Origin of the sequence: Psychrobacter sp. TWP2-1-2, from assembly GCF_049896785.1 — a bacterium.
Taxonomy (GTDB): domain Bacteria; phylum Pseudomonadota; class Gammaproteobacteria; order Pseudomonadales; family Moraxellaceae; genus Psychrobacter.
This window is the reverse complement of the sequence record NZ_JAFCVA010000004.1, coordinates 63,840-85,315: the sequence shown is the minus strand read 5'-3', so window position 1 is coordinate 85,315 and position 21,476 is coordinate 63,840. Positions and strand designations below refer to the sequence as shown.

General features: G+C 42.9%; 13 protein-coding genes and 2 tRNA genes. 3 read left to right on the top strand and 12 right to left on the bottom strand.

The window, feature by feature from the left end; genetic code table 11:
• Positions 1–59: 59 nt before the first annotated feature.
• From ACP7AE_RS05290 to ACP7AE_RS05280, 3 genes are all read left to right on the top strand, one after another.
• Complete coding sequence (locus ACP7AE_RS05290) at positions 60–1,157, top strand: formate dehydrogenase accessory sulfurtransferase FdhD (RefSeq protein WP_201538903.1); 1,098 nt, start codon at positions 60–62, stop codon at positions 1,155–1,157.
• 399 nt (positions 1,158–1,556) lie between these two features.
• Positions 1,557–1,630 (top strand) — tRNA-Cys (locus ACP7AE_RS05285).
• 124 nt (positions 1,631–1,754) lie between these two features.
• Positions 1,755–1,841 (top strand) — tRNA-Leu (locus ACP7AE_RS05280).
• 502 nt (positions 1,842–2,343) lie between these two features.
• Here ACP7AE_RS05280 and ACP7AE_RS05275 read toward each other — a convergent pair.
• From ACP7AE_RS05275 to tssC, 12 genes are all read right to left on the bottom strand, one after another.
• A complete protein-coding gene (locus ACP7AE_RS05275) occupies positions 2,344–3,324 on the bottom strand; it encodes a hypothetical protein (protein WP_201538902.1) in 981 nt (326 codons plus the stop codon).
• Positions 3,325–3,374: 50 nt separating this feature from the next.
• On the bottom strand, positions 3,375–4,193 hold the full coding sequence (locus ACP7AE_RS05270) for a DUF6708 domain-containing protein (RefSeq protein WP_320158771.1): 819 nt from the start codon (positions 4,191–4,193) through the stop codon (positions 3,375–3,377).
• Between the two features lie 281 nt (positions 4,194–4,474).
• Positions 4,475–7,915, bottom strand: coding sequence for a toxin VasX (locus ACP7AE_RS05265; protein ID WP_426241775.1), 3,441 nt, complete (start codon positions 7,913–7,915; stop codon positions 4,475–4,477).
• Entirely contained in the window at positions 7,912–8,784 is an 873-nt protein-coding gene (locus tag ACP7AE_RS05260) for a hypothetical protein (protein ID WP_426241773.1), read from the bottom strand. The genes ACP7AE_RS05265 and ACP7AE_RS05260 overlap by 4 nt, the downstream gene beginning before the upstream one ends.
• Before the next feature lie 2 nt (positions 8,785–8,786).
• Complete coding sequence (locus tag ACP7AE_RS05255) at positions 8,787–11,513, bottom strand: contractile injection system protein, VgrG/Pvc8 family (RefSeq protein ID WP_426241771.1); 2,727 nt, start codon at positions 11,511–11,513, stop codon at positions 8,787–8,789.
• Positions 11,514–11,604: 91 nt separating this feature from the next.
• Positions 11,605–12,759 (bottom strand): type VI secretion system protein TssA, encoded by a 1,155-nt coding sequence (tssA, locus tag ACP7AE_RS05250; protein ID WP_426241769.1) that lies wholly within the window; start codon positions 12,757–12,759, stop codon positions 11,605–11,607.
• The gene (gene tssH, locus ACP7AE_RS05245; RefSeq protein ID WP_426241767.1) at positions 12,759–15,737 is read right to left on the bottom strand and encodes a type VI secretion system ATPase TssH; all 2,979 of its coding nucleotides are present in this window, start codon (positions 15,735–15,737) and stop codon (positions 12,759–12,761) included. The genes tssA and tssH overlap by 1 nt, the downstream gene beginning before the upstream one ends.
• A 193-nt stretch (positions 15,738–15,930) precedes the next feature.
• On the bottom strand, positions 15,931–16,971 hold the full coding sequence (gene tssG, locus ACP7AE_RS05240) for a type VI secretion system baseplate subunit TssG (protein ID WP_426241765.1): 1,041 nt from the start codon (positions 16,969–16,971) through the stop codon (positions 15,931–15,933).
• Positions 16,935–18,758, bottom strand: a complete 1,824-nt coding sequence (gene tssF / locus ACP7AE_RS05235; protein WP_426241763.1) for a type VI secretion system baseplate subunit TssF — start codon at positions 18,756–18,758, stop codon at positions 16,935–16,937. The genes tssG and tssF overlap by 37 nt, the downstream gene beginning before the upstream one ends.
• Positions 18,759–18,835: 77 nt before the next feature.
• The gene (tssE, locus tag ACP7AE_RS05230; RefSeq protein ID WP_426241760.1) at positions 18,836–19,327 is read right to left on the bottom strand and encodes a type VI secretion system baseplate subunit TssE; all 492 of its coding nucleotides are present in this window, start codon (positions 19,325–19,327) and stop codon (positions 18,836–18,838) included.
• A 100-nt stretch (positions 19,328–19,427) separates the two neighbouring features.
• Positions 19,428–19,931 carry an Hcp family type VI secretion system effector gene (locus ACP7AE_RS05225; protein WP_025651832.1) on the bottom strand — a complete coding sequence of 168 codons (504 nt, stop codon included), beginning with the start codon at positions 19,929–19,931 and terminating at the stop codon, positions 19,428–19,430.
• Between the two features lie 51 nt (positions 19,932–19,982).
• Positions 19,983–21,473, bottom strand: coding sequence for a type VI secretion system contractile sheath large subunit (tssC, locus tag ACP7AE_RS05220; protein ID WP_426241758.1), 1,491 nt, complete (start codon positions 21,471–21,473; stop codon positions 19,983–19,985).
• Positions 21,474–21,476 lie beyond the last annotated feature (3 nt).

The window sequence follows — 21,476 nt, the reverse complement described above, 5'->3', positions numbered from 1 at the left end:
TGCATATATTTAAAGGAGATGATAACTTTGGTAATGACCATACGATATAACGAGGTATTATGATTGCCCAAAGTGATACTGAAACTGACGCAAAATATAGCGATAATTTTTCGGTAAAAACCCTAACAAATAAGACATCAGAAACTCTAAAGTCATCTGCAACGCCGCTTGCACGTAATCATTGGGCGCAAAAGCATCATTATCCGACAGATAAATATAACCCTAACAACATTATTGAGACCCGTGTTGCTAAGATTAATATTGCACAGACCCATATGCAGCAAATCAGTATCGACTGCCAATCAGCGAGCTTGGCAGTGGAAGCTGCGGTTGCTATCGTTATCAATGGTATTCACTATGCGGTATTGATGGCAAGCCCTCAGGAGCTAGAGTATTTAGCCGTCGGATTTTTGTTTAGCGAAGGCTTAATTCAACATAGCCATGAGCTGCTTGATTGGGAAGTTACCCAACTGAATGATATTGGAAATTATCAACAATTCACGCAAGACTCATTTATAAAGGAACGATTTATAAGAGATGCTCCGGATGAAAGTTTAGAATCTGCAGCATTTGAACAAAGCTTATCGTCACTGCAAGATTATGACATTTATGTGGTGGAGCTAGTACTAAACCAGCGTTGCCATCAGCGTATCCAAGCGCAAAAACGTCAGCTAGCAGGGCGTACAGGTTGTGGTATGTGCGGCATCACAGGGCTAACACAAGCACTGCCTGACTTGAGTATCTATCGTCAAAACAGACAAAAGGCAGATACACCAAGTCTTGACTGTCTATTAGCAATACGCCAGCAGGTCGATGCGATGCAGCATACGCACCAATTGACCGGTGCCGTACACGCCGCTGCTACGATGTATAATCAGCAGCTATACCTATTCGAAGATGTAGGGCGCCATAATGCGCTTGATAAGCTGATCGGTTGGCAACTGCGCAATAAAATAGAGATTAGCTGCGTCCTTATGACCTCGCGCCTATCGATTGAACTGATACAAAAATCCATTCGTGGGCGCATCCCTTGGCTAGTCGGTATGTCTGCACCTACCAGTACGGCAGTGCGTGTCGCTGAGCGTTATGGCTTAGGATTAGCGGGTTTTTTGCGTGATAACAGAGTCACTTACTATTCGAATTATTCAGACCTATAAAGTTTTATGCTCGACTCTCTCATGAAGCGCACTCATTCATAAACTCTCATTTGCAGCGTTTTAATGACAGACATACAACCCTGATTTTTCGATAATAAATTGTCTCCTTTTTAGCTCAATCGAAGCTTTTCTAAAACACTATCTATTCCCTATCTCGTTTTATCAAACACACAACGAAATAATGAAGATATTATTTCGCACATTATATTCGATAATTATGATGTTTTTTGACGAACCATCCCTGATTTTTATGCTTGATAATGGCTTAATTTGACCTGTTAATACTTTGAATAGCCATTAATTTATAGTCAAATAAGGAGAATTGAGTAGATAATTCGCATTTAGCGAAAAAATAACTTGTAATTTAAATTATATTTGCTAATATAGGCGTCCTTGATTGGCTGGGTGGCAGAGTGGTCATGCAGCGGACTGCAACTCCGTTAACGCCGGTTCGATTCCGACCTCAGCCTCCAATTATTTAGGTTAAAATTTTATTAGGATTTATATTAATTTTAGCTTGCTTTATTAATATAAATGCTTATAATAGCGACCACTATCTAATAAGTAGAAAGCTTACTTTTAGATAATACAAGTTTTGCCCGGGTGGTGAAATTGGTAGACACAAGGGATTTAAAATCCCTCGCTAGTAATAGCGTGCCGGTTCAAGTCCGGCTCCGGGTACCATTATATTAAAAGGCTTCCAAGCAATTGGAAGCCTTTTTCTTATTGTGCACTTTCTCTTATTAAACTAAATTTTTTCCACTATTTAGACAATTTACTAGTAATGAACTGCTAGCTTTACTGTTAAACGTCCTTCTCACGTTTAGGGTAATAAGCTATATCAATTGTATATAATCAATAGTTAGCCACATCCTATTATCCCATTCTGAAAAGGCAAACCTTGTGTCGTAATAAAAAATAGATAGAACGACCCTAACATGATAAAAAAAGCAGCCACTTTCATAGTACTTAACGGCCTATTGGTGACACTAGCCAGCGCAAGCATTAATTTGGAATCCGTGAGCATAAATAAACGCAGTGCCTGCATAAAGATAGCCTTTAATAATTGCTCATAGATAGTGGCTCCACAGTTTTGTTTAACAAACAGCAGAATCGATATATCGACGATGACTGTAGTAAAAAAAGTATATTTAACATAGTTATTTGAATACGCATTTCCATTGTGTCATTTATAAGCTTTAGGTCGCCTGGCTCTTTTCCTTTTTATATAACTCGTGGTAGGTTGAATAGTCATCGGGTTGGTTGCGTTAAAATACCAAATGGTTTCCCACCTTCCTTTAGTCATGTCTGGCATGATGTCTTCTGCTTGAAAATGCTGCAACTCCTGACTGGCAGGTGACCACCAATATCCTGTCTGCGGACAAGGATGATCTGCCTCACAACGTGAAGATTCCGATACTACACTACTACTGCCACCACCACTATCCGCGATACGCTCAACGAGCATCCAAGTAACAGGAGCTCTACCGACAGCATGTGTCGTATCAGGGTCATAACCGACATTAGCTTCATTCGCTAACATGCCATCTAATAGCACTTGAGCACTGGCATCTGCTCGATTTGGTACATAAATGCCAGCGACAGGGACGACCTCATCTACCTTAACGCTATATTTTTGATTGAGACTATAGATAGGCCATGATTCAGGCGCATTAAGCGCTCCTCTTGATTCAATGCTATAATTTTCTATTAAGTCGTATAAACACCAACCAAAATAACTGGTTATTCCCATGTTAAAAGCGCGTAAGCTTGCCTCTCTTTCCCATTTCTCATAATTCAGCTGTTGCTGCTCTGGCATCCAGTCGATATCGTAATCCATGCTGATAGCCCGAAAATCACTTTTTACATTACCGCCATAGCCTATTGCTGCTAGATCCCCTTTTAACAGCTCTTGATAACCGACGTTAAGGTTGTCTAAAGTGCTACGTAGGTTTGGCAATACCCGCTCGCCCCAAACGATATCAGGTTGTCTATTGATAGGACGCGTACGGTAATCAAAGGGTAAATCATTGACAAATAGCTCCAATGCATATTCAGCAGCTTCTAGCATATTCGCAAAGGCATCGCGCATCTCTTTAAAGTAAGCGGGTGAACTATAGCGTTCTAATAAGTAAATCTCTTGCGGTCTTATAATGTAGTTGTTCATTTTTAGCGGTACTCATACTGTTTAATTGATGTTAGCTGATAAGTTTTTATCTAAGCAATCACCAGCATCACATACAGTATCGAACCGATAAACCACGTTGCATTCACAGCAATGCCTGAATACCATTTCCGCTTAACGGCTTGATTTTGGTTTGCAAAGGCGGCTTGGCGCTCTGCGGTGACAGGCAAGATGTTATACGGATTGTTTATGCCATCCCACATGAGCCGTCGCTGCACTTCAGGATGCAAAGCAGGATTGGCGCTTGATTGATAGATATTACCCTCGGCAAGGTCTAAGTAGCTGATAGTGCAGCACCTAATAATCCAATCAGCGAGACGAAACTCATGAGTAGGATTCTTATCATAAAACTCTTTGGAGGTTTGAGCGATATCAGCACAGGCAAATAATGACTGACTCATGTCCGTTGGGCACGCTTGAGCGTATTCTGTGTTTAAAGGCAGCTCTTCTGCTGGACGCTCCATGTAGGTGCGGATGAATGCCCATTGATCGTAGGAGTTGAGTCGCATATCTTCAAAGCTAATAGAATGTATCAACTCCCCTGTTGACTCATCAATAACATGAAGATTGAGAACTTCAAATATTAAGCCTTCATTACGTCTGACAGAGGCTGTAATATCTTTATAATTAATCAGATGAAAGATAGGTTCTTGCTTTCGATTGTGTTCGTAGTAAGCAATTTGTTGGGTTTTTTTTAGTAATAAGACTTTATTGTATCGAGATTTTTTAATAACCAGCTGCTTAAGTGTTAGGAAAGGGGCAGTAAAAAAAGTAATGAAAATGAAAATAAGACATATAGTTGCGTAGAAATAATAAATTGGTACTCCTTCTTTTATTATTGCATTGAACATAGCATATATTAAAAAGAAGAACTGACCAAACAACCATAATGACCCATAAGAAGCTAAAAGCCATACATTTTGAATAGAATTAATCACTGGATGAAACAGTAAATAATCTGGGTTGACCTCATGAATAAGATTACTTAGTCTATCAATACTGTCATTTTTTTCTTTAAAGCTGGATATCTTACCTTCATAGGGGCGACTGATTATTTTGAACACTGGGGGCTTAGGTGGAAGTGGTAGGAACATAATAGAACTCAACTTAAATATATTGTGTAGTCACTGGCTCAGTATTTGTTATTATCCATGTAAGCAAAGTCATAGAGTGGATAGATAGGGTTTTGAGTGGCATCAGCGATATACTTAATGATTACTCTGCCCTTTTGAATGCTATCTGCACTATAGACGCTGTCTTTGATATAGATATCTTTGACAGTGACCACAGTACCGCTATCTTTGCTTTCTATAACAACTTTTCTGTGATCAAAATATGCGCCATTTCCAGTAGGTTGTAGTGAGCCATTAGCAGATGATAATGACATATTGAATAAATTGCTCAAAACCTTGCCATCTTTCGTAACTAGCTCAATAGAAATATGCAACTCACTACTGTCAATAAACTGACCCATCACGACTTGGCTGTTAAATTTGATACCATGTATGCCAGCAACAGCACCTCCTAATATCCCATTTGTTCTACCGTGGTTTTTACTTAACGCACTTCTTGCAAAAAAGCCTGAACAAGCGGTAATAAAACCGCTAATATCCTCTGCTAAGCTATTAAAAGCGGGCTTTGACTGGAACGGATTTATTAGATAATAGTCTTGTCCTCGCATAGCTTGATTACCGAACACGCTGTTGTCTAGCCAATATTCAATAAGTACGTTTTGTTTATCATCATACTTGTAAGCTAGACGCTGAAAGCTATAGCTTAGAGATAATCCTATCATCATAATAGATAATAATACGGCACCGGGAATAGCAGCTGTTCCAGCTGATGACGTACTAACTGCTGCATAACCATAAATTAATCCCGCTGCGGCCGAAGCAGATACAGATACGCCTGATCCAATGGTTAATAAACCAGATGGAATGTTACCATCATTAAACTTACGATAACCATAAATAGTCAAGCTTCCTACTTCCAATACCGCCCCAACTACACCAACCCATCCTGCCCCATATATTAATTTGCTGGCAAAGCTGGTTCTGCCTATTATACTTGCCCCTGCTGCTGTGGTATCCATACTAGCTGTCACAATGGCTAGACTGGTACTTACTGTGCCTAGTTGTGTTTGAGTTAATAATAATTTATCACCTGCATATCTGAGTTTTGAGAGAAATGGTAGGATTGCAACGACTGACTTTAATTGAAAGAAGGTTATAAAGATAGAGAAGCCACCAGCAGCGACATTTGCGCTTTTACCACGCCACTGCCTTGCCTCAGCTGCTAGCTGCTCTGCATCTAAAGCATCAAGGTTGATAGGTTTTCCATTGTTAAGAGGTTCAAGAGAGCTAACACTCTTATTGCTTCGCTTCGCTTCATCAATATGATTGAGTATATAAATCTGCGCTTGAGCAGGAGTATCAATGTTAGGTAACCGCGTGACTGTATTGCCTGACATACCTTCATACTTATTGATCGCTCCTGATTTGATTTTACGTGCTCTAGCATTGATAGCGTCTTTTAGTGTTTTTGGTACAGTCATATCCATAGCATAATTGGCAAAGGCTGACATCGTATCCATACTAGCGATAACTCGCCTCGGTACAATCTTGATGCCAGTATGACCATAAATACTTGCTTGTAGGGTAAGATGTAAATTTTTAAAAGCTTTTGGATCATGATGATACAGTTTAATTAAGTTTTGGCTTAGAGTTTTAACTAGAGCATTCTTATTAGCAGCAGCGCTGCGTTCACTGTTGACTTTTATGCTCTCAAGTTCACTAACGCTAATCTTCTCGCCAAGATAGTCAATACCTGCACCCGCAGCTTCCGTCCCTCTATCTTGTTTACTAAAATCATAAAGTTTTTGGACTAAGTCTTTATCTAATCCACCAAGCGCTTTAAGTAACCAGTTTTGATTTATTTCAGTGCTTTGACTAAGCTGAGGTAATAATACTTTCTGAAATTCTTCATCAGCGATATCATTACCTTTTGATGCAGACTTTGCAAAGGAATCAAGAATACTTTGCGGTAGTCCAAGGTTACTATCATCAATTCCACAACTAGTAATACAACCAGCAACTATAGCCTCAAAACCTCTAGCCGTTTCTTCGTCATGGATAAGATTGATATCAAAATCATTTTCTAAAATGTACTGAAAATTTAACGGTTTTTCCGTATCCGTAATGATAGAAATATAGTTTTTCCGTGCCTCAAGAAGTTGCTTTTTTATTCCAATAACTTGCTGAGAGGTTCGTAGATAAGAACGGTAATTACTTTCATTGATATGTTTGAATATAAGTGTATCGCGATCCGTATCTTTAAATATATCGTTTAAAAAAGTACCAAGATAGTCATCATCACCCCAATTAAACCACTCTTTACCCTCGTATTTGGTTGTTTTTATACTCGATTCTTCAAGATTTTTTATAATCAGCGCGTTTGCTACTTTGCGCAGATTGCTATTTTCCGATAGCTGACTAAGCTGGCTAATTAGGTAATTACATTTTTCTGCTGCTGCTACCACCTCTCCTACGGGATCAGGCAGGGCGACCATCATGGGTTTTGCTTTTTTTAAAAACTTCAATTCAGTTCTACCCAATTCGTCACTATATCCATCGTCAATACTTTTTTGAAGCGTCTCTACTCTTTCCGAAATACTTCTTTCCATACTTTTGTATAGCTGAAAAGCAGAACGTATAGCACCTTGAATGTCTTCTTTTCGATCTTTTTCATATATTGCAATTTTATCATCGATATCACCGCCCTGTTCTAACCGCTTTCGTTGATGAAAACTATTCATATAATCCAGTTCTGGTAAAAATTTAGACATATATCTAGTATTTTTATTATCAGTCAAGTCATCAACGACGAACTTTTGCATACGCTTATCGCGCAGTGCTTCATCATAAAAGTATTTTTTTAATGTTTCTTTACTTAGCTTGGCATGACTGCCCATAAGCCATACTATTCCACCTGGATCTAAGGTGAGATACTTACTATCTAACGTACTATGATAGTTTCTATCGCAGAGAGCTGGCTGTGCCATTTCCTCGAGGCTGTCATTATCAGGCTCATCTATATTTGTTACCTCTATCTTATTAACGTCTTCTTTGTCCTTTATTACAAAATCATCTTCTTCATAAGTTTTAACTCTTCGTAATGCACCATCTTTACCAGTAAATATCTCTGAAATATACTTTTCGTCATCTCCATAAGGACCAACAAAGTCATAGAAGCAATAAAGGTAGGTCTGTGTAGGTAGGCTAGTAATAGCATTATGTTTAGCTAAATGTGAAGATAACCTATCTCTAAAATAACGCTTATCATTACAATTCAATCCATAGTCGCGCTGACTAAATACTACAGGTAAAATCGGTATACCTGTAGCTCCGCATTCGTAATCACGACAAGATGTTGCTGTTACTGTAATTGTTTCTAATTCCACTTCAAGCAAATCAGGTTCAATAAGAATTTCATAGTCAGGCTCTAATACTACAGGCTCAGTTTTATTTTTACTATTTGATGTCAATCCATCTATAAAACCTAAATCGTTGCTCATGCCACTATCCCCTTACCTTTCATTCGCTCTAAGTCTTTAATGATATTCTTAACGGCTTGCTGCTGCGACATTTTACGCTGAGCAATCAGTAGAGCTTGGCTTATGATTATTTCATAAACTCGATGGGTAATTACCACTTGACCCTTTAACTGCCGCAGTATCATATTTATCCACTCTGTCTGTATGAGCACCTGCCACTGCTGCTGACTGAACCGAAAAGGTAAAGGCTGGAGCTGCTTTAACGCCACTTCCGTATTAGACGGATATACTTCATTGGGTGTCGGCAACGCTATCTCCGTAAAGGTGTTATTCAAATCTATATAATGAATACGAGGTAATCGCAGTTGATATATTTGTAGCTTTTGTTCAGCTGTCCAAATATAGGTTGATAGCGCTAACACTCTAGGATCCCAATAGCGCAAATAGCGACGCTTATTTGTCCCTATTCCATATGCCTGTCCTATCAGATATATACTATGTGTAAGCGTTTCTGTGATTGGTTGATCAAATAGCCATAGACAGACGCTACGCGAATGCGGATAACCAGATATATCATTGGTGTTTTCATATAGTGCCAATGCCAGTAGCTGCTCGAGTAGCCGTTGACCTGTACTACTATCAAGTGACATCTTAATAAGTGCCAAATCATCGCTAAAGCTATGATGAATGCGTTTGATGCGCTCAAATGGCAAATCTATGCCGCAGTCTAATAAGTCAAAGACAGCTGTACCGTAAATATTTAGATCAATAAGGACTGTCAGCGTTTGATATTGATTGTCAGAGACTGTTAGATATAAAGCCTTAAGTTGCTTTTGATAATCGTCAGTCGCTTGAATATCATCGAGAAACTCTACTTTTGGTATTAGCATACCTAAACCGCTCCACCTTTATTGCCAGCACTACCAGTCTTGGCAGCACAGTCGGCAAGCTCGTCTTGCGGCATAGTAATCGTTGGACTACTTTCACCCCCACTCTCCCAATCCACCTTACTTGCCTTATAGCCCACCTGACTTGGCGTGATAAACGTCACATTACCACCCGATATCTCAATACCACTGCCTGCTGCTTTCAGTGTTAGCGTATCAGGGGCGATAATCTCAATACTGTCTCGGCTATGGAGTCGCAATACTTGCTCGCTGTCGAGGCGCATCTCGTTCTGATGTGCTTGTATGGTCACATCGCCATGAGCGGCGGTATGAGTTTGGGCTTTATTGCTGTAGTAGTGAATATCCCCTGCCACCAATTGATTCATCTGGGTTTGACTGTGATGATGGGTATTGTCTGTCGCATGGCTGTGCACGCTTTGGGTACTGGTATGCTGACTGTGTTGTCCGCTTAATAGTGCGAGATGACGCTGAGAGTCGATCAGCAGATGGGCTTGTTGCCATTGACCTGCTTCGTTTAAGGTTCCGTCATTAGTGTCTTTGCTAAACTCGGCAAATGGGGTTTGTGCATCTTCTTTACTGTTATTCTTATTCTGGTTGCTCTTATTGTTTCTGCTGCCCTCTAGTCCCACTGGCTGATGGGTGTCAGCCAGCTGAGCGTAAGCTTGTTGGTGTTGGTCAGCGGTTTGTAGTTTGCTGTGGCTGTTATGGCTCATGTGAGGATTTGATGTGGGGTTTGATGCTTGGCTACTGATATGTAAGCCTGTACCGCCTTGCACATTGGCGGCGGCTTGGGTCTCGATACTGATACCTTGTCCACGGGCTTGTCCTCGGGTGTGGTCGGTATGCTGATACAGATGACCAATGGTTAGGCTGCTTTGATAGCTACTGCTATAGACATTAATCTGCGGACTGTCAGGATGAGCGTTAAACATGAGCTGGTTGTAGCCGTTAATAAGGCTGTCTTTGGTGGCCTCACCTGTTCGACTGCTATCAATACTTTGAGTCTTGATACCGTCTATGGGATAAGTATGGCTTTGATTGATAAACCAAGCGGGACTGGTGGCGTCAATAGTGTCGGTATCACTGACGATACTATTATGTTGAGCATCAGTATTACCTTGGCCGTTATGGGTGCTGCCGATTATGATGGGATGAGTAATGTTACCGCCGATGAAGTCGATGAGCACATGCTGTCCATGACGTAGCGGATGGTTTTGTCCCATGTGATCGGCGACGAGGTGACTGGCGATCGGTATCCAATGCGCGCTGTCGTCGCCTTCGCTTTGCCAGTGATATCTAATATGGGCACGATGGTTGCGGTCATGAGTAATGGCGCTGCTATCGGTGTCAATAATACTGGCGCTCATCAGACCTGTCAGACTCGGATGCGGTTGTCCAAGTTTGTCCAGCTGTTCCCCATAGGGAATATGGTGATGGTGCGGAAACGGTAGGTAGCAGGCGTTGATGTGATGGACGTTGTCGTCATTGCCGTCATCATTGTCATGACTGGCATGGTTGGTATTGGACTGTAAGGTAATGGGATCAAAGAGCGCTGCACCAAGCCAGTCTGCGGGTATATGGTTATTGATATGCTGATGAATAGACACCAGACTGATGGGATCGGTTAAATAAGGGTTGCCATCGATATAGTGGCTACTTGGTAAACTCAGATGACGGATGTTACCGGTTAGGCTGCCTAGATTGGCACGCTGCTGTGCGTTCTGCTGGTAGCGGGTGGCAAGCTTATCGAGACCGTCATCGTCAAAACGGCTATGACTGTGTAAAAAGCGCTGATGCGTGCTGTTTGATGAATCGATCGGTTGCTCGCTACTGCTACTACCAGTATAGGTACTCATCAAGCGACTGTCGTAACGATATAAGTCGCTTTGCTGAGTATGCTGAGCAATACGCGGACGAATGGCAGTGATGCGGTCTTGTCTATCAGCAAGGTTGGCAGGGTTTTGACTTAAGGTGCTTTGAATATCATTGACATCAGGACGCAATTCTTCTCCATCACTAGGTAGTAAGACTAGGGTATGTTTGTCTGCTTCGTGACGGTAATAGCCTGTGATGCCATAGAGAGCAAGGTATTGGGTTAAATAGGCCAGATCAGTTTGGTTGTATTGGACGCTGTGCTGAATATGACAGTTGCTGTCATCACTGAGACGCTCGTCAATCTCAACGTTCATATCGTATGGACTGATAATATCGGTAATGAGGTCACTGAGACTGAGATGATGATGACGGCGATTATGACTGTTCAGGCGTAATTGACTTAAGCTAGGCTCGCAAATAATGCGATAAGCGGCCATACCACTGTTGCTACCGAGAGCAACGGCTTCGGTAATGATACCGTGACGGGTTTGGCTTGGTAGTAGCGTATCCCCCGTATGCCAATGTATCGAGAGACTTTGCCCTAGCCATTGCTTTGTATCCAGTCCTGCTCGTGGATGCAGTAGAGTAATGCTAATACGGTAGCCACAATAGAGGGCCAGCTGGCGCTGCTGGTAGGACTGCGCCCGTTGATCTTGATGATAAGGGCTTGGGTAGGAAGTAGGCGCTGGCATAAGCGCGGGCTTGCTCCAAACACTGTCGGGCAATGGCATCCCGAGTAAGCTTTCAACCAAGTCAGCCTGTTGAATGAGACTGGTGGCAATATCAGGATGGGCACTACTCAGTTGCACATGCCGCTTTGTTTGAGTCCATACCATGACAAGCCCTTCTCTATCAGTCCAAAGGTGTAAACATATATTAAAAATGACACACAGAGTGCCAGTTAAGCCGCAGTCAAATTAACTACATTTAGTTATAGCTATCGTCAGATGAGTCGCGTTTTGGCTGAATACCAATCATGTCAGAAAGCATCGATAATTGATCTTCGTTCTTAATGATATGAGCCAACCATTGATCGAGCGGCATATCGGCCCAATCAATCGCCCGACCGAGTAAAAATGTCACGGGACTGTGCGGCTCATTGGTCGCAAAGTAATCTTGAATTTGACCCAATAGTTTAAGCGCTTGCCGGCGATTGCTTTGATGATCGCGGTTACTCGGATTAAAGCTGGTAGGTGCGTTGTTTTTTGCGCCAGTTGCTTGCCCATCATTCAGCATTGCACTGTCAGTAGCAAAGTCAGCATTTATATCATCAGCTGCACTCTCTTGACCATTACTGTCTATCGCATCAGCTTGCTCCGGTATCAGTGGGCTTAGGTGCTGTTTTAGAGACACCAATAGATCTGTCACGGGCGCAAACACAGGCGCATCCATACCCATCAGATTGTTTAGCTGTTCCGTGAGCGCTTGCCATTGCTCTGTGATGCTATTGAGATGGGTCATGAGCGCTTGTTGCCATGCATCACTACTGTTCTTGATAGCGCTGTTATAGTCACTAAGCGTTAATTGGCTAGACGATTCGCTATCAGGATTTTGTTGACGCTGCTTATCATGATCTCGAGCGGTTAAATAATAATTGTAATTATATTTTTCTGTCTTTGTATCAGAGAGCGACAGCTGTTTTAGGTCATCAGTGAGCGCTTTTACGAACCATGAGAGCAGCCCTGCCCTGATATCCATACTGTCTTCTTCACCATCTAGTGGCGGATACATGGTGAGCCAGTACTCGTCATTAAGTGCCTGTAGTAGACTAAGACCTTGACTGATACCCGCTAAATGATCGGTATGACTCAATGCATCGACATACCAGAGTGCCAGCTTCATATCCTTACTGGTATGAATCAACAAATCTGCACACTGATCCTTCACAAAATACCAATCAGCCACTTTTAACTCAGTGACCCAATTACCTTGCGCCAATAACGGATCGTCCTCTTGACGAGCAGCGACGATGGCATCGATACGCATGTCAAAAGTGAGGTCTTCACCCACACCGTGACGACTGCCATCGATAGGGGCAATGAGGGCATCCATGTTAGCCACTAAGGCATTATCAGTGTTCATTATAGAGATTCTTCCTTAATCGATTTTTTACTGGGTGCTTTTTTGCTAGGTGTTTTTTTACTAGGTACCTGTTTGACTGGTGCTTTTTTGACTGGCGTTGCTGTCGCAGCTTTCTTGGCACGCGGTTTTTTAGCAGCGGACTTGTTAGCAGCTGCTTTGGTAGCTGTTTCTGCACCATGACTTTCACTGCTTTGCGCCATCTGATTCAACGGCACAACCGCATCAGTATCCAGACGATAAGCAAAATTATCATCGGCATCGACAAATACATTAATTTGCTTCAACACACTTTGACTGTCATCATGAGCCAGTAGCTGGCCTGCCAGCTGCGGTAGCAAGGTATGGCTGATGATGGCATCGGCATTACGTGCACCAGAATCGACCTCGTGACAACGCGATAAAATCAGCTCAATCACCTCGTCATCAATGACACAAGGCACATCATAATTGTCACGGATGCGGCCAGTGATTTTGTCCAGTTTAAGACGAATAATTTCTGCGAGCGCGTCATCCGTTAACGGATAATAAGGAATGACCGTTAGACGACCCAAAAAGGCAGGCTTGAATGATTTATATAAATGCGGATTAATGACCTGTTTTAGACTGTCGCTGTCTGGCAAGCTAAAGTCAGTAACGGCTGGATCCGTATTGATACACGCTTGCATAATCGCAGACGAACCAACATTACTGGTCAATAAAATAAGCGTGTTTTTGAAATCAATTAAACGCCCTTCGCTGTCTTCCATCACCCCTTTATCAAAGACCTGATAAAACAAATCCAATACGTCTGGATGGGCTTTTTCTACTTCATCAAGCAACAGCACGCTGTAAGGACGACGGCGAATCGCTTCAGTTAATACACCACCTTCACCATAGCCAACATAACCTGGAGGCGAGCCCTTTAACGAGGCGACGCTATGGGCTTCTTGATACTCTGATAGGTTAATCGTAATAAGGTTGCGCTCACCACCGTACAACACCTCTGATAGTGCTAGTGCGGTTTCTGTCTTACCCACACCACTTGGCCCAACTAGCATAAACACCCCTTGCGGGCGATTAGGATCGTCTAGGCGTGCTTTCGCCGTGTGAATACGCTTGACGATAGCCGCCACCGAATGGTCTTGACCAATAACTCGCGATTGCAAGGTGTCAGCCAAACCCAAGATATGGCCTTTTTCATTGCCTGCCATATCGGTCAGTGGAATCCCTGTCCAATCTGAGATAATCTGCTTAATAACCTGTCGATCTAATACCGCATGAATCAGTCGCTGCGTCTCTTGCACCTGTTTTAGCGATTGCTCAATACTTTGATACTCAGCTTGTTTGTCTAAGCGCTCTTTTGCACTAAGCGCATTAGAACCATCTGTCTTGTGATTCAACTGCTGATTTAAGGCATCAAGTTGATCATTAAGCTCACGCTGTTCGTGCCAGCGACTGGTCATGTCAGCAATGCTTTGTTGATTAACTTGGCGCTGCTCATCTAGTACGGCAATTTTTTGGCTGACTTTTTCTTTTTCGTCCACGCCGCCGATACGCTCAAGCTGCTGACTGAGATTATTAATATGCTGCTCTAGTTGCAACCCTTTCGCTTTTAATCTGTCGAGCTGATTGGGTATGGCCGTCTTAGATAAGCTCACCCGTGCGGCTGCCGTGTCTAATACGCTGACCGCTTTATCAGGCAGTTGTCGATCGCTGATATAACGTGCTGACAGCTCAACAGCTGCTTGTAGCGCATCATCGTCTATCAATATCCCAAAGTGCGCCTGCATCTTGGCACTCAAACCACGAATCATCGCCACTGCCGTATCGATATCAGGCTCATCGACTTTCACCACTTGGAAGCGACGTGACAATGCTGCGTCTTTTTCAAAGTATTTCTTATACTCTGACCACGTCGTCGCGGCAATGGTTCTAAGCTCACCACGAGCCAGCGCAGGCTTAAGCAAGTTCGCCGCGTCGTTTTGACCTGCCTGTCCGCCAGCACCAATCAAGGTATGCGCTTCATCGATGAACAAGATAATCGGCTGTACCGACGCTTGTACTTCTTCGATGACTTGCTTGAGACGGTTTTCGAACTCACCTTTGACGCTTGCCCCTGCTTGTAGCAATCCCATATCGAGACTACGTATCGTCACGTCTTTGAGCTGATCAGGTACTTGACCGGCGACTATTTTTTGCGCCAATCCTTCTACCACTGCTGTTTTACCCACCCCTGCCTCACCCGTCAAGATAGGGTTGTTTTGACGACGACGAATCAAAATATCGATCAGTTGATGAATTTCAAACTCACGGCCAATGACAGGGTCTATTTGCTCTGCACTGGCTTTAGCAGTCAAATCATAAGTATATTTATCCAACGCAGGGGTTGGCTTAGTTTCAGTTTGCTCAGCATTTAAAGACGCTTGATCGTCAGTATCGTTGTCTACACTATTCGCACCATCATCAGTACCTTTATTGACGCCTTTACTATTCATCGAACTACTGCCCTCGGTACTACCGAGACACTGACGCTCATAGTCATCTTTTAAGGTAAAACGATCAATGTACTGTAGTGGCTCAGGGAGGGTTTTGAGTAGCGACTGATAACGCTCGTAAGCCAAAAGCACCAGCAATATATGTCCAGAGCGGATTTCTAGCGGGCTATTTTTATCATCGCTTTGACTATGCTGGCTGCTGGCAAGCTCCCACGCATCTTCTAACAACGCCATCAGACCTTGACTAAACACAGGCGTTGAGCCTGTTGCCTGGCCAAAGGTATTTAGCAAGTCAGTTATGTCGGCTAGCAACGCTTGCTGATTGATCTTATTAAATTTAAGTATTTGAGCCACATCATTGTGTGGCGTGGCAATCAGTTCATGCAATAGATGGACGGTATCGACTTCACGATGCCCATTATTGATACAAAGCCTAGCTGCCTGCTGCAAACACTGTCGGCAACTTGGACTCAAGCGGGTAATTACAGCTTTTAACTGGCTCATAAATCGTTTCCTTTAGCATTTTCATTGCAATTGTCATTAGACTTAACATTATTTTTATAAAACGGCAATATAAAGCTGATATACAAAATTAGAGCAGCTATTGAGCATTATTAGTAAACAAGCAATTTATAATTGATTCACTTTAAAACTGCTTATATACAACTATTAACCGTGTTTTTTTAATAATACCTTTCTACTGAATCGGCAGCGCATAGCGGGTGTCATCATGATGCTGCGTCGCAGGCTGCGATATCAAAAACCCACCCTGACCCAAACTACCAAAACTGCTCTCAGATAACGACAAAGGGGTGATGTATTGCTTGTCCAACTCGAGTTGCATCTCGACCGCCAAGCAAACACCGCACCATTTACGGATAAAATCAATAATGACTTGATACATATCCCCTGCTGGTAACAGTCTTAAATAGCGTTTGGCATCCAACTGATGAAACACAATTCTAATTTTGCTATCAAACTGCACGACGCGCGCACCGCAAAACGCCGACAATCCAAGTGCAGCATGCTTCCCACCGAGCGCGGTCTGCTCACTGGCTGGCAGATCAAACCACTCCGGCACGAACTGCTCAACACTGACCGTGCTGTCCAAAAAATGCGATAGTACATGTGACAACTGATCAGCAGTCAGGCGTCCTGGGGAAATCATGCCAGCATAGGCAATCAAGCTATCGATGGCAGTTAACTTCTTTGGCTGACGTGCCAGTGCCCGCAAGCTCAGTAGATAGTTGTCTTTTTTATTATTTATCTCGTACTGTAATGGCAAGTTATAAAACCAACTCGCTTGCACGTACAAATCCGTCAATCGATGGTTAAATAAGTCCAAAAAAGCGGGCGCTGCTTTGTCTTTTGCATGATTGACTCGCGATGCCAAATGATCGGTATACATCGCTGGCAAAGCTGATAATGGTCCTGTTAGCCCAATCACTGCTGGACACACCTCTACCTGCCTAGCCTTTAATGAACTGGCCTTTGTTTGACCATCCTCTACTGAACTGCCACTGTCTTCCATAGTGTCTTGGGCAATCAGCGACATTGACTCAATTTCTGCTTGCGGATACGCCAGTGATAGCGAAGCACGGTAACGCACCTCAATGGGCGCGTATCCCATACTGACTTCATGACGAACCAAACGGAGCGCTTGCAATAGCTCATAAGATTGCGGCGCCGCCATTAAAGCCGTTAAATAAGAGGACTGAGACCGCTGCGTGGCTGACATCTGTATATCTCCTCTTTGGTTACGGCATCACTGATGGCCAACTCAACGAAGCTATTTAAGCTCGCGTGATAGCCAAACACATGCGCTAATAAGTTGGCAAACTGGCGAATACTGACACCAGCGAAATTCTTTTGATTGATGTTAATGTTAATCAGCGTACCGCGCACGAACCCAGGTTGCGGCAATCGCTGAATACGTCGAGCCTCAATACTGGTCTCGACAGAGACAATACCTTCGACCAACAGTTTATTGGAAGCAGATTGCGTAATGTCATAGAGCGACAGATACTCTTTCATCAGCTCCGCATCTTGGGCCGCTAGTGACAAGAAATTTAGGCTAATCAGCGAAATTAACCGCCAGCGCTCCTCTCCGGTATATTCAAATCTTGCGGTTCGGGTTGGCTGCTTCAATAACGACAGACTGCTAAACCCCGACATCCCTTCGCTAAACAAATCACCACGGCTTTGCCCGAACACTACTTGGGATGGCAAATCTCTATTGGTACACAACAAAGACGCACTCATGCTCACCGCACCTGATAAATCCTCGCGGTTCTTTTCTACAAACATAATCTGATATTCAAAACCCTGTTTGAACTCAGCCATATCCTTATCACGTTTAATATGATAATAACGACCTTCATCTTGCTGCTCATAATGATTGAGCGCATAAAATGGGTGGTACTCACGTTGTATTAAGCGATTGTCACTTTGCTTAGATTCTATGACTTTATTAACCTCATAGATTTCATGTTGAAAAAGTGCGCGCGTATCAGGCACCAAATCATAATAGACAGAACGATGCGTCACTTGGATGGGCTTAGCAGCCGCTTTGAATAAGTTGACAACAGGCGTGCAAAACAACTTAATGCTACTGGCACTCAACTGTTGCAAGTTTTTTAGGCGGATGGTATTTTTTTTGTCAAACTTAAAGTAACAACGAATCTCAAAGCCATTACTGTCAACTTTTAAGTTTGGACAGGCACGGCCAAGACTCAAGCGTAAAAAGTTGAATTTTTCAGGGAAATAAAAATACTCTTTCAATAAAGCAGAGGCGGCATTACTCACTCGGTGACTGGGAAGAATCTGCTGCTCAGGGTCAAAGCCTATGATCTCAAACGGACTGCCTGTTATCTTGTTGACCTGCTTACCATGCAGATGCGTTTGCTTCACATCACACCACAATAAATCCCATAAACTCGTGCCTTGACTGGCATCTTCATCTATATATAAGTCTAGGGAATGATTTAATAGTGCTTGATAGTCAAAGCTTGGATTCAACGCTTTGAACTTGATACTGATACAGCCATTCAGTAGGCCATGCTGATTGTCATAGACTTCTTGGCGCGTCTCAAAGCTGACGCTATCTATTTCTAGTGGTAGTAATGTCACGTCTTGGGTGGACTGAAATTGGCAAGGCGTACCGTTTATTTTTTGGGTCGCAAACGTGCTTTGCTTCGGTGCGACGACAACCTCGCTCATCGCATTGCCCTGTACGCCCAGATTGAACTGTGCAATAGAGACCGATGGAAAAGGTTTGAGATAATCGGGATAAACGACTTCTAATAGCGATTCGGTAAAATCAGCGTATGAATCGTCTAATTTTTTATTGATACGTGCACTGATCAGCGAAAAAGCCTGTATCAACCGCTCTATATGCGGATCATCTACCGTATCGTGTCCCATTAGTAGCCGATTGGCTATTTTGGGATACTTTTTGGCAAACTCTTTTGACTGTTTGTTAAACAGGCTAAGCTCATGCTCAAAGTAAGGAAGTAAACTGTCCATGACGCCTCAATATATTGATCGCTGCTAACTGTATAGATTGAGCGGTAGTAGTAGTTATTTCATTAATTGGATAATGATTATTTTATTAAGTAACGCTGAGAGCTTGGCTCAAAGAACGCATCAAAACTGACCAGCTCTTGTGCTGGATAAACCTTTAATAACGCTTCAATAGAAAAACACAGTTGATTGACATCAACAGCGCCAATATCTAACGAGACGCGAACGTTTTTTAGCCGGGTATCTTGTTGCTCGACTGTTTGGGCGATTTGGCGACAGATATAATCACAGTCAGTAGGATTGGCACTGCTGAGTCCCACAAAATCTAATATGCCAAAATTCAATATCGATGAGCGCACGTGTTGATAGGATTGAAGCTTACTTGACACCACACAACGCGTATTTAATAAAGCTTCAAGGTCTCGTGCAACAGAAGATTTTAGCTCATCGATATTAAGACGACGAACCACGAGCTCATGCGACAAATGACGGGGCTGATCATCAAATAACTGTTCAAACAAATTTGGGCGAAAGCCAATTTCTTTGTTAGAGGCGTTAGTGGCGTAATTCATTGATATAATCATTCCTATTTAACAAACAAAAAAGAAAGGCCTAGATATAAACCTTTCTTTTTCGGTACGACACAATAGATGACACCTGATACAACCTAAATTAGGCGGTATAAGTAGCAGTGTTGTTGGCTAGTGACCATTTTTTAGTCACAGCGCCTTTAGCAGTACCATCGATATCTTGCTGGGTGTAAGTCCACTCAACAGCAGCATATTTGATACCGACTTTTTCGATTGGTACGCCTTCAGAACGTACCGTTGGCTCGACACTTGCGATCAGCGCATGCTTAAGTTTTACTTCAAGATATTTAACGCGTTTGTCACCGTTAGCACGATAAAAATCAATTTGGATCTCATCAAAAGTATAACCAGCAGAACACGCTTCCCATAGTTTAGGGCTGGTCGAGTCCAAATCTTTCATAAACGTCATGTCAGCATGCTCACAACGCTCAGAAGTATGACCACCAACGCTACTTGCTGTCGCTGATTTTGGCTGACGGATCAAGTGATCCCAAGTGTTTACTTCAAGCCAACCTTTATGCTCGCTATCACGAGACTCGCCATCAATTTTATATTTACCGCGGAACTGAATATAAATATCTTTCATATCACATACCTTTTTTAAAATTTAAATTTCACGTTAGTTTTTAATAAACGATTAGCTGTTGCTAGATTGCGGCAGTTGAGTGACCAGACGCAAAGAAACAGACAATTCGTCAAGTTGAAAGTGTGGTCTCAAAAAGACCACGGACTTGTAGACACCAGGCTTACCCGGCACTTCTACAACTTGTACAGAAGCTTCGCGCAGTGGGTACTGGGCTTTTGCTTCTTGTGAGGCGCCGTCATCTAGCAAGACATAACGAGAAATCCAGTCATTTAAAAACGACTCAACATTACCAGGTGCTAAGAAGCTACCTACCTTATCGCGCATCATTGCTTTTAGGTAATGGGCAATACGTGACACCGCCATAATGTATTGGATCTGCGTCGATAGCGCAGCATTGGCGTTGGCATCATCGTTTTGATAAGTTTTGGCTTTTTGTACTGACTGCGCCCCAAAAAAAGCAGCGTAATTGGTGTTTTTGCAATGGACTAACGGGATAAATCCTAAGTCGCTTAACTCTTTTTCTCGGCGATCGGTGATAGAGATTTCCGTTGGACACTTAAGTGCCAAATCCCCTTCGTCAGTCTTAAAAGTATGAACAGGTAACCCTTCAACCAAGCCACCACCCTCAACGCCACGAATGGCAGCACACCAACGATAGTCAGAGAAAGCAGCCGTCAAGCGTGAAGCGAACGCATAAGCCGCGTTCACCCATAGATAATCGTCATGATTATTACCAGAGACTTCTTCCGTAAAGTTAAACCCTTCGACTACTGTGCCATCTTTAGGATCGTAAGGCAGACGACCTAAAAAGCTAGGCACGGTTAACGCAACATATCGCGCATCTTCTGACTGTCTGAACGCGCGCCAGCGTATATATTCAGCGGTTTCAAATATCTTTGACAAATCTCGCGGGCGACCAATGTCGGTAAAGGAGTCGAGACCAAACATTTCAGCGGAAGCCGCCGACACAAAGGGTGCATGAGAAGCGGCCGCAACATGAGACAATTGCTCAAGCAGATACATGTCTGAGTTTTGGCGAGTAAATTCAAAGTCACCAACGATAGCGGCATAAGGTTCACCACCGAAGCTACCGAACTCTTCTTCGTATATTTTTTTAAACAGCGTGCTTTGATCAAAATCAATTGACGATTGAAAATCTTTAGTCAGTTCGCGCTTCGTAGTATTCATCATACGAATCTTTAGCATGGATTCCGACGGAGTCTGGCTACATAAATAATGCAAGCCACGCCAGCTGGACTCTAGCTTTTGAAACTCGGGCGCGTGCATGACGGTGGTCAGCTGCTTGGAGATCAACGCGTCAATTTGGGCAATACGCGCGTCAATCGATGCGGCCAAATTGTCTGACAACGTTACGGTGCCTTGCATGACTTCATTGGCAAGCTCTGCAATTTGCGACTTGGCACGATTTTTTTCGTCATCAGACTTGGCAACGTTACTTTTATTGATGATTTCTTCGAGTAAGTCGTAACTGTCATTATTTAACGCATCAGGTGCTAGATTTTGCTGGGCTTGGGCACTCATCGT